This is a genomic window from Planctobacterium sp. AWH2_060 (assembly GCF_056158425.1).
Window position 1 is genome coordinate 3,930,946 of record NZ_JBSWTG010000001.1, and the last position, 14,695, is coordinate 3,945,640.

Genomic DNA, 14,695 nt, shown 5'->3' on the forward strand with positions numbered 1-14,695 from the left:
GTTTAAGTAGTTGCGAAACTTTGACCTGAAACTAATGATAAGTCAAACATTTTTTCCGGAAATGCAATCACCATTTCCATCAAATATAGTTGCCGTGCATGACTCAACAACGGTCTAATTTAGAACCTAAATCGTAATCACATTGAGTGGATTTATCACTTTATTTATTTGGCGTTTGCACAAGACAACAGCGACAAACAAAAAAGGCGCTCTGTGCAGAGCGCCTTTCAGTCTAGAGTTTTATGACCAATTAGTCACAGGATACTGAATCACCCGCAACAACATCAGAGAACACGGAGGTTTCGATATTGGTGAATTCAACATTATCGATTACCCAACCGAACTCATTAGCCGTGAAGTCAGAAGAGATTCTGAAGCGGAATTGAACTGTCTGACCGTTCAATGTATCGCCAAAGCTAATGGTTTCCATGTTACCGTTGAAGGTAGCCAGGTCGCCGTTAATACCTGTGTAAACAGGGCGTCCTTGTAAAGCCTGTGAGGAATTCTCAATCAGTTCATCATAGTTATAACCAACAGAGAAAGTACCGCCAGCTTCAAGTACATCCATCCAGGCTCCGCCATTGATGCTGATTTCAACTACACCACCATCCCATGCTTCTTCTAACCAGTAGAAGTGCCAGAAGCTGATAGAGAAGTCCTGACCGTAGGCTACTTCAACCATGTCAGTTTCTACAGCAACATCAGACTGGAAAGCGTTGTTGTTCAGGTACATAGCTTGAGTACCTAAATCAACATCTGGATTAAAGGCCTGGAAGAAGCCGATATTAACGGTATCAAAGCCTTGTGTACCCACAGCGGCATCATCACCATACATAACGTTTTCTTTGAAGTTATTCAGGGTCGCAAGAGTTTCCATGTTATCTACTGCTGAGCTACCAACCAGTGCAGACTTAACAAAGTCGTAGTTGACAGTTACAGAAGAAGTTAAATCGGCTGGTTCAATGATTTCATCGCCTTCCACCGCTTCAGGGAAAGTCACACCAAATTCGATAGTTTCACCTGTTCCTGCCGAGTTCAGAGTAAAGGCGATATCGCCACTGCTGACTGTTTCAAACACGCCGACTTCTTCAAAGGTCACCATACCATCGTTAGCTAAAGTAACGTCATGATCACTCAAAACCTGAATTTGAGCGGTTACACCTGTCAGTACTTCGCTACCGTTGTTCATGATGGAGAAAGAGACATTTGCCATCTCGCCCGCATCTAAAACATCATCAGCAGTACAAACCGCTAAACCGTCCTGAGACAGCATCAGATCACTAGCACTGTATGAAGCCAGAGTTGTAGCATAAGATTCAGTAACACCAGAGTTATCTTCGCTGAAACGTTCCGGAGATACTGCGCCAAAGCCCATACCACGATTAGCAAAAGCGTCTACTGCGGCATTGAAGTCGTCCTCGCTGTTAGCCAGCATGACTGACAATAATGCATCACGAGCTTCAGTGTATGTTGGAGCAATTGGCGTTGCCTTGTAACCCGCTACCAGATAATTAGCCATACGAGACTCAGCAACGTCAAACTCATACATATTAAGTAATCTGACATAAACGTCCCACAATACCGCTGCCCACATTTCACCTGCACCATGTGGTGAAGCGCCATTAGTGGGTGAAAGTCCAGGGACTTCTGCACCTGCAGTGATGTGCTGGAAGGTCAGAGGGTTGATATCTTGATTAGGTGTATATGGTGCACGACGGATGCCAGTGTAGAAATCTTCTACGTAGGTACCAGTGGCAAATGGCATTTGCCATTCTTCGTTGCCTTCAATTTCGGCATCGCTTGCTTTGATGATAAACATCAAGCTGTGGAAGTCACTCCAGCCTTCACCCATTGAGCGACCCTGGAAGTTAATCAGACCGCTGGAGTTACCTACCAAGCGATGTTGAATGTAATGACCCCATTCGTGAGCAATAATACCATTATCGAAAGAAGAATCTTTCAGCGGGAACTTACTGAAGAGATCAGCCGTTACCTGCTCCCCTGTAGCCATACGCGCGTATAACGCCTGGCCTTCTTCGTAGTTCAGACCCAGGTTAGGAATAGTAACGGTGGCATCTTCACCACCCATTGGAGCCGGTGTGCCATCGTCAACGTTGTTGACAACGATAGCGCCGATAGCACCTGCTGCCTGAGCATTGAGTACTTTCTGAGTAAATGCACAGCTACCACGGTCAATAATGGCAATTCGACCTTCCATTGCCCAAGTGTTGATAGCTGCTTCACAACCATCATAAACAGAGCCACTGTCTGTATCATTACCGTCGTAAAGTCTTCTCAGATTTGCGGCGACACCAGTGTATTGCTGTGGACCAAAGGAAGATAACTGGGTTGATTCCAGTATGCCCAATGTTCCCGGGTGAGATACAATATTGATACCCTGATCAACACCATTTACCGCATCTTTAGAAGTGTACAGATACTGCTGCATACGCGGGCTGGCACCATCTGCTGGTGTGGACATGTTGGCGTTATTCAAACCTGAATAATCCTGGGCTTGTACTTCCAGCGGATCGCCTTCTTCACCACCACGGCCATAGTTGTCTAACTGAGCATTACCTGATGCTTCGTCGAAACCGTGGTCATACCACCAGTCGTGCAAGAAGTTGTTTACAACGAACATGTTAACAACAGCAGACTGACGATTTACAAAACTGTTAGCACGCTGTGTTTCATCAAACGGATAATCGAAGGTCATATCCGAGGTCGTGGAAACAATGATATCACCAGCGTTATAACCCTGTGGCGCTACAACATCTGCGTAAGCTAAAACGTTGTTGCCATAGGTATACATATCATCGGCAGTTAACCATGGATCGTCAGTGCTGATCTTGCTGTAATTATCAACAGTTACCAGCGGTTGCTCTGCATATTCAGTGGTATCGTTACCTTGCTCTAAAGCTGGAATAACTTTACCGTGTGGACCCTGGTAGGGGAAACCGTCGGCTTCAGCCCAAACACGATAAGTAAACTCGGCATTGTTACTTTCACTTGCGTGTGCAATCAGGTTATTGCGGAACAGGACTTTGCCTGTATTGCCAACCACAAAACTGTAGTCAACACTGTCCAGCGGGTTCTCAATGTGGGCCAGCTTGACCTCTACATAATGAGCGGCAACCAGTTCACCGTTAATATCATAAAATACGCGTTTGGCACGAGGCTGACTTACAACTTCCTGACCTTCAAGAGTCTCAGCGTTAAACAGGATGTAGTCGCCTTTTTTCTCAGCGATGCTTAAAGTGGCTTTGGTTTTGCCGCCGCTTAAATCAGTGATGGCTTTTTGTACCGCCGCTTCAGGAGAGCTGAAACTACCGAATAATTGCAAAGCCTGAGCCGCCGTTATTTTGTTGCCCAGATAACCAGAGCCTGCCACCAGGTTGTGCTCTCGGTCCATAACGATATTAAATTCTTTATTGAATACCGAAACACCGTTAACTTCCTGACGGTATTTTGCTACTAAAGGACCTTTGCTAGTGTCGTGAACATATGCCAGTTCAGCACGGTTAACCGCGTTTTCTTCTGAAGAAAACCCAGTCAAAGAGTTCAGGTAGTAAGAAGCTGCATAAGCATTTTTGTGCTCAGGCGCGATCATACTCAGATTTGGTTTGCTTTGGTTTTTAGGAGCCCAAAGGAAAGTGGCCTTGCCCATTTGAGCATCAAAATGGCTCTTCAGGCCTGAAGCAGTAGCGCGCTCGGCCAATGCTTTTTCGCGTGCAGCGACTGATAAACCATTTGCTTTAAATTGGCTGGCTGCAGCATGGTCATAATTTGATAGTGTATGAGAATGAGAGTGGTTTAAACTGGCACTAGCCGCAGTAGATGATAGAGCTGCGGATACCAGCATCGCCACAGTTGAGGGACGAAGCTTGTTCATTGTTATTCCTTCATGTTTGGATATGTTTTTGGATTTGCATCGATTAATGACTTCCCTCTTCAGTGGCTTTTGTGCCAAGTTTTTTCTGTCGTAAGAGTGAAAATCTCGATAAGCGGATAGCACTTTACCCCGCTCTTACACAAAAATGCAATACTGATTTACGCATTTAATTTATTTTTGTTAACATAAATTTACAAATTGATCCGAACTCACTATATTTGCGTAAATCGCTGAAATTACAGAGCTTCAGTTGTTCTTCTGCGAGACCAGTATTGTTGTCCAAAAATCTTGTAACCTTATGATATTTATGGGAAATAGTTTTGGGTGGGGGAGTTCATTGGCAAGATCTTCGCGCAATTCCAAAGTTAGTGAACGCTCTGAAATCTGTTTTAGTTTGCTGGTGCTAAAACCAAGATAACGACCAAGATAGGGATATATTGCCTTGTATAAGGTTTCTTTGGCTGAAAAAACCTGCGTAAAACCAGAGATAAATTCAGTGCCTGAAGTACGAATAATCGCCTCCTCCTGAGCATCAATGATTTTTGATTTGATACGCTCTACTCGGGATTCGGCCAGTTCAGTTTCAATGTCCAATCCAATAAAATCTGCGCTGTCAGAGGCCATTGCTATAGCAATTTGATGTTTATGGGAAATGGCACCGCGAATGCCAGGTGGCCACAAAGGAGAACGGTCGGGATTATAACCTACCAGATGTTGTTCAAATCCAAAGTCCTGTAATGCTGCTGCACTACAATGTCGTCCAGTGATAAATTCCGCCTGCCGCGATGCTGTCGCAGAAAGAAGAGGCTCAGGTAGCCAGTTTTTGTGTTGTTCAATAAAACTTTTCCGATCACCTTCGGCGTCAGGAATGACACCAAAGTAAAACGAACTATCCAGCTCCGAAGTACTGAATTCATGTTTGCTGATATGGGCAAAGGGCGATAGAGATTTCAAAGTCTTGCTCATTGTACAATCCCCACAGATTTAACCTGAGCCCAAACCTGCTTTCCGACATGAAGGGCTAAGTTTTCAGCAGACTTCAAGGTGATCTTAGCGAAGAGTATTTGTTCCGTAGTTTTTAAAGTTAGCAAGCAGGTGCCAGCTTCTTCTCCAGGACTTATGTGAGTAATTTCTGAATATATCTTATTTAATATACTGGATTGGTTGTCTTCAGACAGGCTTATGCTCACGTCTCTGGCGCAGACACACAAGCGCAATTTAGTGCCCTGTACAAAATTGTGGTTGGTTACCCAAATATTGGTCTCGCCTATATTCACTTTCGCCAGGTGGTAGTTGTCCTCAATGGCCACCACGTTACCGTCCAGAAGGGCAGTACAATTGCCAGCGGGCCTGCTGGTTGGTTCATTAAACACGGTTTTTGCTGTGCCCAATTTAATCACCCGGCCTTTCTCCAATAAAATCACCTGTTGAGCGATGCGGGCAACTTCAGCGTCAGAATGACTTACATAAAGAATGGGAATATTCAGATGCTGCTGCAACGATTCGATATAGCTCAGAATTTCCCGTTTTCTTTGATTATCTAACGCAGCTAACGGCTCATCCATTAACAAAATATCTGGATTGCTTAAAATTGCTCTGGCGATGGCAACTCGCTGTTTTTCGCCGCCAGAGAGTTGCGCCGGTAAATTTGATAACAAAGGTTTAATGGCCAGTACATCAAGCAGCGTCTCTATCTGCTGTGTTGAGAATGGTTGCTGGCATCGGCGTTGCGCATAATGCAAGTTTTGCTCTGCAGTCAGGTGAGGAAACAGACTGGGCTCCTGAAATACATAGCCTACCTTGCGCTGATGAGTGGCAATAAACTGGTGGCTGTCCTGATAAATTTGTTGGCCCACACGCACCATGCCTTGCGCCCCAGTCTCCAGGCCAGCTATGCAACGCAAGATGGTGGTTTTTCCCGAGCCTGAGGGACCACAAATGGCGGTGATGCCATTGAACGGGATGCTGAAATCCACATCCAGATTAAAATCCATTGCTTTGTTCTGTTTTCTGGATAGCAACAGGCGAACTCTGATATCGGTGGTCCGATCCTTATCTGCCATAATGCATCCCGGTTAACCCCAGCTTTTTTTGAAAGCTGTACAAAAACAATAAAACCGCGAAGGAAAATATCAGCATGATCAATGACAAGTTGTGCGCGCTGGCATAATCCAGTGCTTCTACATGGTCATAAATCTGCACTGAAACTACCTTGGTTTCTCCCGGAATATTGCCACCAATCATTAGGATTACCCCAAATTCACCAATAGTGTGGGCAAATCCCAGAATGGCGGCACTTAAAAAGCCGGGTTTGGCCAATGGCAATGCGATACTGAAAAAGCGGTCAATGGAAGACGCCTTTAACGTAGCCGCCACTTCGAAGTGTCGCTGATCAATGGCATCGAAGGCGTTTTGAATGGGTTGTACCACAAAGGGCAGTGAATAAAACAACGACGCGATTACTAAGCCCCAAAAGGTAAACGGCAAGGTCCCAAGACCCAGCGCCATTGTAAACTGTCCAAAAGGTCCATTGGGTCCCATAAATAACAAAAGATAAAAGCCCAACACTGTAGGGGGGAGCACCAGTGGCAAGGCCACGATGGCACCTACTATGCCTTTAAGGGGGGACCGCGTCCTGGCCAACCACCAGGCAATCGGGGTGCCCAGTAGTATTAATAGTGCAGTAACTATACTGGCCAGCTTCAGCGTAAGCCAGATGGTGGTGATATCAGCTTCGGAGAGCAAGGTTTTTATTCCGTTAAGGTGTTATAGCCAAATGATCGGATCATGGCGGCCACCTCGGCAGATTGCAAGTACTGGAATAATGCTTTAGCTGCCACTTTGTTTTTGGCTCTTTTAAGCAGTACTGCATCTTGTTTTATCGGTTCATACAATGTCTCAGGGAGCAGCCAGTATGAACCGCGCTGCTGCTGAGGTAATGCCATCACCTGTGATAACGCAATGAATCCCAGTTGGGCATTCCCCGATTTTACAAAAGCTAACGTTTGCGCAATGTTTTCACCGGTAACCAGTTTGTTTGATGAGAGAAGAGCTGGATATTGCTTTTGCAGATATTGTTGGGCAGCTAATCCATAGGGCGCAGTCCTGGGATTCGCCATGGCGATCTTGTGAAATACCAGTTGCTGCCAGTTGGGTGGCTGCGACTGCAATAAGTCGGGTGAGTGGGACCAGAGCACCAATTTTCCTGTGCCATAGGTGAAAAGACTCTCTTTTACTGCCAGGCCTTCGGCTACCAGGCGAGCGGGCTTTTGAGTATCCGCTGATAAAAATATATCAAAGGGGGCACCTTGTCTGATTTGCGCGTAGAATTTCCCAGATGCCCCATAGGCAATACTGATTTTGTGTTCCTTGCGGGGATAGCTATCCACTATGGCCTTTATTGGAGCCGAAAAATTAGATGCCACAGCCAGTTTTATGGAATCACTTGCCTGTACCATGGGAAGGTTGACACACACTATTGTCAAAATTACCAGACGAAGAATAAACAGCAGGATTACCACCAATGGAATTGGAATATGTAGGGCTATTTTGATGTAGCAAAATAGGCTTGGCAAGTATTGCGGTGCCAGCCAGAACTTTTGTATGCTGTGCTACTTTTCGCGCATACCGGGATCTATATGGCGGGCATTAACAATGTGGCAATCGTGGGTGGTACTCATGGCAATGAGTATTCGGGCATTTATTTATTGCGGCAATGGCAAAAGCACCTTGAGTTGATTCAACGACAGAGTTTTGAAACAACTTTGTTAATGGCAAATCAAGCTGCTTTTCAACAAAACAAGCGCTATGTTGACAGCGATCTCAATCGACAATTTTTGCCCCATCTGTTGGCAGACAATAGTCTACAAAATACCGAGCAACAACGAGCCAAAGAAATTAATCAACAGCTAGGCCCCAGGGGGCAGGCAGGCACGGATTTAATTATTGATCTGCACAACACCACCTCAAATATGGGGCCATCGTTGATTTTGCTGTGCTCCGATGAATTTAATCTACGCATGGCGGCTTACCTCAAAATGAAAATGCCGGAAGCTGTGATTGTCATGGAAGATGATATTCCGTTGGAGCAACAGCCCTATTTGTGTGCCATTGCTCAGCAGGGCGTGATTGTCGAAATTGGACCGCAACCCCAGTCAGTTTTGCGCCACGATGTGCTGCTGTGGATGCAAACCATGACCATGCACTTGCTTGATTATGTGCATTTGGCCAATACCCAAGCCTTACCTGAATTGCCAAAACAGGTTGAGGCCTTTAGCTACACCGAAACACTGAAATTACCGGAAGATGAACATGGAGAGCGTCTGGGTATGGTGCATAAACGGGTTCAGGATCGGGATTTTGAACCGGTGAAACCAGGAGAACCTATCATTGCGCTATTTGATGGTGGGGAAATCTGTTGGCAGGGGGATTATGAGGCTTACCCACACTTTATCAATGAAGCAGCCTACTATGACAATAATCTCGCCATGTCCATGGCAAAAAAGATAACACTTACTATTCCTTAATTAATTTAAGAGTCCGGTTTCCCGGACTCTCTGCTTTATTTCTCAGTACTGACTTTGGCATCCACCCGGGCGTTAATGTAGCCACTGATGTTATCCATAGACAGAGATTTGCTGATGGCCGATTGCTCAGTAAATGACAGGGAAATCGTGAATCGTTGCTGATTGTTGTTAAACACCGATAAACTGCGCTGGGCTGCCACGGCAATCTGCGCTTCTACTAAATCGCGATACTCAGATTTTTGGGTGAGGTCACTGTCGCTGACAATTTCGTCCAGTTCTGGTTTAATGGGGCTGAAGTCTGACTCGGGAAATACCAGCTCACCTTGTTTGAGTTCGAAGCGCTGTCCGGACACCAGGTAATGGCTGGTATAGGCTATTTCATTTTCCTTATTCTTACTTTTTGCCGTTTGTTCCACCACATAAACGCCATTTTGTCCCACTACTTCAAAAAGCGCATTGTTGTCGTCGATGGGAGTAGCCACCAGTGCAGTAGTTTCGTCTACCCCAAAACCAAACCGCGCATCTGACGCCAGCACCAGTTTTGCCAGGCGTAGCTGACGACCCCGTTCAGAAAAGTGGGTGTCCAATACCCCATAAGGAAAGAATTTTAAACCGCCCTCACCGTGATAGGTTACCGGGCGGATCGTGGAGTGGGGATCTACCCGCTCGATCCATGGGGCTTTGTCTTCTGCACCCGCAATCATTGCACCGTCGCTGGTGCCGCCGGTGATCATGCCGGCTTCTTTGTTTCCTTTTTTACCACTTTGCACCGCGGTGCCCGCCGAGGTTCCTGAAATAACTAACTGGCCGGCGTTAAATTTATTACGCAGGGCCGCTAACCAGGGGCGATCCTGATTTTTAGCGTCCACAAATGATTGCCAGGTCAGACTCTGATCGCCACCGTTAAAAAATACCCCGTTGGCCTGTTGCGCCAGCGTCACCAACTGTTCCGGTGCATCGCAAAACTGCTGCTGGTACTCAGCCAGATAAGGATAGACACTTTCTCTATTGTAGACGCCTACATAATCTGCACGGGCCTTGGCTAAGTCAGAACATTCACCCTGGTCCAGTAATTTGGTCAGCGTCGCTTCTACTGGGATCCACACGGCTTTTGCGCCTAATTGAGTAAAAATATCCAGGTAATAGTCCGTGGCTGCAAAAACGTCGTAACCGGATGCGGTGGATACCAGAATCACTGGCTGTTGTCCTTCAGGCGTAACCTTTTTAACTGCCTCAATAAAGCGGGCATAAATCAGCTTACTGCTTTCGAAACGGGTGTTGTTAACCGACGCCTTTTCGCGAATAAAGTTGCCTTCGCTATCCATCGACGGCGCTTCCAATATATCGTTGACCGGGTAGTAGAGGTGATCCGGCAGTGCTTTAATAAACTTACTGGCATTGGTGGAGACACCTTCAAAGTTTACCGAAAAGTTCTTGAGATTGTCGTGAAACTGCTCTTTGTCAAAAATCTTGTCTTTGTGGTGACTGGCAAAGTTTTGCAATACATTGAGCAGCGCCGCCTTGATGGGAGCTTCCCCATCTTGCCACAGAGACAGGGATTTCAGTTGAATCAGGGTTGCCTCGGTTACCCGATAACTGTTTTGAGTTTTAGCGTTGGCAGGCCATGCAGTGTTGTCGATACAAGCGCTGGTGCCATAGGAACCACAGGTTTTCCAGCTGCCTCCTACTAAAAACAGCTGACTTTGCGCCCAGAGGCTACTGCTAAACAATAAAAAGGACAGGATGACGCTGACTTTGACAAACATTCTTACAAACCTTTGCTGTGGAGAATTTCCACAAGAATAGCCGCTTAAAGCTATAGCGTCTAATAGTATTTGATTGGCTAAGCTATGATTAATTCTAAGTATTTCAAAGGTTTGAATAAATATTTACGGATTGAGAATAGTCTTCTGCTATTGCCGGATTTATCTGCAATGCTATGCAGCTGTGGAAGTGAAAATTAATTTGTTCAGCCTATCTTCATAAAACGTAGCAAAATCTCGTCTGCCGTGTTTGAATACTGAGTTGATATGAACCGCATGTCATCCTCATACCCAAGAAAAATTAATCATAAACACAACAAGGATATGAATATGCACCCTTCCAGATTAACAAAGTCAGCATTGGCGCTGGCTGTGGCATTAGCACTTGGCGCTTGTTCTCAACAGGCAAGCAACGAACAGGTAAGCAACACTGCTTCTGGCGAATCCTCATCAGTGCAGGCTCAGGTAAGCGAAGCCGCAAAAGATCAAAATAATCCGTTTTTTACCACCTACCAGACTCAGTTTCAGATCCCGCCCTTTAATGACATTAAAAATGAGCATTATATGCCAGCCTTTGAAGAAGGGATGGCGCAGCATCTGGCGGAAATCGATGCCATAGTGAATAATCCCGAAGCTCCGACATTTGAAAATACAATCGAAGAGCTGGAGCGCACTGGCAAGCTGTTAACCAAGGTACAACGGGTATTTTATAATCTGGCAGGTTCCAACACCAATCCTGAGTTGCAAAAGCTACAAAGAGAACTGAGTCCGTTGGTGACGGCTCACTACGACAAGATCAGTCTGAACGAAGGGTTATTCAAACGAGTTGATGCGGTTTGGCAGGCGCGGGACACCCTTGAACTGACTGCGGAAAAACGCAAGTTTCTGGAAGATACCCATCGCGGTTTTGTTCGTAGCGGTGCGCTTTTGAATGAAGAGCAGAAAGCTAAGCTGACAGAAATTAACGGTAAAATCTCACAGTTAACCACGGAATACGGGCAAAACCTGTTAGCTGAAACCAATGGTTTTGAATTGATTTTGGATAAAAGCGACCTGGAAGGACTATCTGATGGGGTTATTCAGGCCGCTTACGAAACTGCGCAACAAAAAATGGCAGCTGCCGAGTCAGAAGAAGACAAAGCAAAATACCAAGACAAATATGTATTTACGCCGCATCGCAGCAGCATGTATCCATTCTTAACTGAATCTACTCGCCGTGATTTGAGAGAAAAGCTCTACAACTCTTATATTTATCGCGGTGACAACGATAATGAAAACGACAACAAAGCCGTGGCATCGCAATTGGCCAAACTGCGGGCCGAATGGGCAAAAGTGATGGGTTATGATTCCTACGCTGCTTTTGTCCTGGAAGAGCGCATGGTTAATACGCCCGAAGGTGTTTACGACTTACTGATGCAATTGTGGCGACCGGCACTGGCCCGAGCCAAAATGGAAGTGGCAGACATGCAGGCAATGATTGAAGCCGAGGGACACGATTTCAAATTTGCAGCCTGGGATTGGTGGCAATATGCCGAGAAGGTACGCAAAGCCAAATATGACCTGGATGAAGCGACACTCAAGCCCTATCTGACCCTCGACAATGTTTTAAAAGGCGCTTTCGATACCGCCAATAAGCTGTGGGGCCTGACCTTCACGGAACTTCACGATATCGAAGTGTATCATCCCGACGTTCGGGTTTGGGAAGTGAAGGATAAAGACGGCAGCCATTTAGGTATCTTTATGGGTGATTACTACACTCGCTCTAATAAGCGCGGTGGTGCCTGGATGAGTAGCTTCAAAGGTCAGTCAAATCTGGATTTAAGAGAACGCCCGGTGGTGGTGAATGTCTGCAACTTCTCGCCGCCAGTAGGAGACGCTCCGGCATTATTGAGTTTTGATAACGTCACTACCTTGTTCCACGAATTTGGCCACGCGCTGCACGGTCTGGTAACCAATACCACTTACGGCAGTATGTCTGGCACCTCTGGCCCCAGAGATTTTACTGAGTTTCCGGCGCAAATTATGGAACACTGGGCCAGTGAGCCGCAGGTACTAAAAACCTACGCTACACATTATCAAACCGGTGAGCCTATGCCGGATGAGTTGATTGAGAAGTTGTTGAAAGCGGCTAAGTTTAATCAGGGGTTTGCTAACACCGAATATCTGGCGGCGTCACTGCTGGATATGGATTGGCATACCTTGGGCGCTGATGCTGAAATGCAGGATGCTGATGCCTTCGAGAAAGCGTCTATGGATCGCATCGGACTGATTGACGAAATTGCGCCGCGCTATCGCTCCACTTATTTCTCTCATATCTTTGCCGGTGGCTACGCGGCAGGCTATTACAGCTATGTTCATTCTGCGGTGCTGGATTCAGATGGCTTTGCAGCCTTTAAAGAAACCGGGGATATCTTCAATCAGGAACTGGCACAAAAATTCCGTACTCATGTACTGGAAAAAGGATCTACTGAAGAAGCCATGACCCTGTACAAGAAGTTCAGAGGTCGTGAGCCGGAAATTGACGCTCTGTTAAAAGTGCGCGGTTTGGACGGCTCAACCGACTAAACTGGCTTTCGTCGAATATTTAGAATTATGGCCCGGATTCCCGGGCCTGTTTTTTTGCTGCTCTGGTTCCATTAATTACTCATGAAAACTCACAATCTTCTGTTCGTTTTATTGATTACTTTGTGCTTTTTGCAATGCAACTCTGTTTCAGCGCACCCTCAGGATGAGGATATTATTCTGGACATTGAATTGGGGGAATTGACCCTCGATGGCGAGACGCTGGACGAAGAATATCTGGCGGCTTTGAAACGGCAGCGTCTGCGCAAATTAGCGGCAATGAGCTGGTCAGAAAAATTCTGGTTGTACACTAAAGCCGGTTTTGAACACATTATTCCGAAGGGGCTGGATCACATTTTATTTGTGTTGGGGTTGTTCTTTTCCAGCTTGTTATTGGGGGCTGTGCTGTGGCAGGTGACGGCCTTTACTCTGGCACATTCGGTCACATTGGGCTTAGCGGCTCTGGGTATTGTGGTGGTGCCTGGCAGTATTGTAGAACCTCTGATTGCGCTGTCCATCGTCTGGGTAGCCGTTGAAAACTGTTGCTTTATACAAACCTCCCGATGGCGTCCGGCTATCGTGTTTGCTTTTGGTTTACTGCACGGGTTGGGCTTTGCCTCTGTGTTAAGTGATTACGGTCTGCCTAAAGACGACCTGGTGCCATCACTGTTGGCCTTTAATCTGGGCGTGGAGCTGGGACAAATCGCGGTGTTGTTGGCAGCATTTCTGCTCACTTATCTGGTCAGAAATCGCCACTGGTATCGTTCCCGTGTGCAAATTCCGGTATCGATAATGATAGCCCTGGTAGGAGCCTATTGGTTTGTTGAAAGGGTTTTTCTGTAAGTAAAAAATGTGAGGAATGTCACCTGGATGACATTTGCCGAAAAAACCACCGGCTATAATGGCTTTTCCTGATGACTGTGGATTCAATCATGAAAAGTTTTGTAGAACAATTGGCAACTTATGCGGAGTATCATCGCGATACCCGCAACATAGCAACGCATTTAATCGGTGTGCCGGTCATAGTGTTTGCCGTTATTGTGTTGTTGTCCCGACCGCTTTTTGAGGTAGCGGGTTATACGGTTAATCCGGCAATGTTGTGTTGCTTATTGGCGTCGCTGTATTACCTCAGACTAAACCTGGTATTTGCAATCTTGATGGCAACCTTGATGGGGCTCGGTATTTATGCGGCTTTGGATATCGCTCAAGCATCCACCTGGCTGTGGTTGAGCACCGGAGTCGGCTTGTTTATTCTGGGCTGGATTGTGCAATTTATCGGACATTATTTTGAAGGTAAAAAACCGGCATTCGTGGATGATCTGATGGGCTTGTTAATCGGGCCTTTGTTTGTTCTGGCGGAATTTTTGTTTGCGCTGGGGCTGTACAAATCTCTGAAACAAGACATTGAGGAGCGCGCGGGTGTGACCCGCAATGGTTCCCATTCCCTGGATTCCATGTAACTTTCCATCCATTCGACTATTTCAGACGGCTTTCCAGCTTCGAATAATCCCTGGTTGAAGCTGGCATTCTGCCAGTCTCAAAGCCACAATAGAGTTTGACTTTATCTTACCGAGTTAAACAACTATGAAAAAATCCTATCTCGATATCACCGCTGACCTCAATGAATACTTACCTCAAGTGCGCAAGGGCGTCCCGGATGTTATGAAGGGCTTTTCGGAAATGGCCAAAGCTGCCACGGCAGATGGTGTCTTGGATAAAAAGACCAAAGAATTGATTGCATTGGCCATTGGTGTCGCAGTGCGTTGTGATGGCTGTATTGGTTTTCATGCCAAAGCATTGGTTAAACTTGGCGCTACCCGGGAAGAAATCGAAGAAGTGTGCGGCATGTCGGTGTACATGGGCGGTGGCCCGTCACTGATGTATGCAGCGGATGCGCTGAAGGCCTTTGACGAGTTTAGTCAGGCTGAAAACGCTTAACGATGGCAAGTAAT

General features: G+C 46.2%; 11 protein-coding genes. 5 read left to right on the forward strand and 6 right to left on the reverse strand.

The window, feature by feature from the left end:
• Nucleotides 1-250 precede the first annotated feature (250 nt).
• The 5 genes from ACXAD8_RS16855 to modA form a co-directional block, all read right to left on the reverse strand.
• Complete coding sequence (locus tag ACXAD8_RS16855; protein ID WP_475231065.1) at nt 251-3,892, reverse strand: M36 family metallopeptidase; 3,642 nt, start codon at nt 3,890-3,892, stop codon at nt 251-253.
• Nucleotides 3,893-4,138: 246 nt separating this feature from the next.
• Nucleotides 4,139-4,858, reverse strand: coding sequence for a 4'-phosphopantetheinyl transferase family protein (locus ACXAD8_RS16860; RefSeq protein ID WP_475231067.1), 720 nt, complete (start codon nt 4,856-4,858; stop codon nt 4,139-4,141).
• Complete coding sequence (gene modC, locus ACXAD8_RS16865; RefSeq protein WP_475231069.1) at nt 4,855-5,955, reverse strand: molybdenum ABC transporter ATP-binding protein; 1,101 nt, start codon at nt 5,953-5,955, stop codon at nt 4,855-4,857. Before modC ends, ACXAD8_RS16860 begins: the two co-directional genes overlap by 4 nt.
• A complete protein-coding gene (gene modB, locus ACXAD8_RS16870; RefSeq protein WP_475231071.1) occupies nt 5,945-6,637 on the reverse strand; it encodes a molybdate ABC transporter permease subunit in 693 nt (230 codons plus the stop codon). Before modB ends, modC begins: the two co-directional genes overlap by 11 nt.
• A gap of 5 nt (nt 6,638-6,642) precedes the next feature.
• A complete protein-coding gene (gene modA, locus ACXAD8_RS16875) occupies nt 6,643-7,350 on the reverse strand; it encodes a molybdate ABC transporter substrate-binding protein (protein ID WP_475231073.1) in 708 nt (235 codons plus the stop codon).
• Nucleotides 7,351-7,530: 180 nt separating this feature from the next.
• On the opposite strand from modA, the gene ACXAD8_RS16880 reads away from it, so the two are divergent.
• Nucleotides 7,531-8,418: an aspartoacylase gene (locus ACXAD8_RS16880; protein ID WP_475231075.1), complete on the forward strand. Its 888-nt coding sequence runs from the start codon at nt 7,531-7,533 to the stop codon at nt 8,416-8,418.
• 35 nt (nt 8,419-8,453) lie between these two features.
• Here the strand turns inward: ACXAD8_RS16880 and ACXAD8_RS16885 are convergent, their stop codons facing one another.
• Nucleotides 8,454-10,184, reverse strand: coding sequence for a cyanophycinase (locus tag ACXAD8_RS16885; protein ID WP_475231077.1), 1,731 nt, complete (start codon nt 10,182-10,184; stop codon nt 8,454-8,456).
• Between the two features lie 327 nt (nt 10,185-10,511).
• Here ACXAD8_RS16885 and ACXAD8_RS16890 point away from each other — a divergent pair, with 327 nt between their 5' ends.
• The 4 genes from ACXAD8_RS16890 to ACXAD8_RS16905 all read left to right on the forward strand — a co-directional run bounded on the left by ACXAD8_RS16890 (nt 10,512) and on the right by ACXAD8_RS16905 (nt 14,681).
• Nucleotides 10,512-12,746 (forward strand): M3 family metallopeptidase, encoded by a 2,235-nt coding sequence (locus ACXAD8_RS16890; RefSeq protein WP_475231079.1) that lies wholly within the window; start codon nt 10,512-10,514, stop codon nt 12,744-12,746.
• A gap of 81 nt (nt 12,747-12,827) precedes the next feature.
• Entirely contained in the window at nt 12,828-13,586 is a 759-nt protein-coding gene (locus ACXAD8_RS16895) for a HupE/UreJ family protein (protein ID WP_475231081.1), read from the forward strand.
• Between the two features lie 89 nt (nt 13,587-13,675).
• Complete coding sequence (locus ACXAD8_RS16900; protein WP_475231083.1) at nt 13,676-14,203, forward strand: Mpo1 family 2-hydroxy fatty acid dioxygenase; 528 nt, start codon at nt 13,676-13,678, stop codon at nt 14,201-14,203.
• 124 nt (nt 14,204-14,327) lie between these two features.
• A complete protein-coding gene (locus ACXAD8_RS16905; RefSeq protein WP_475231085.1) occupies nt 14,328-14,681 on the forward strand; it encodes a carboxymuconolactone decarboxylase family protein in 354 nt (117 codons plus the stop codon).
• The last annotated feature ends 14 nt before the right edge of the window (nt 14,682-14,695 follow it).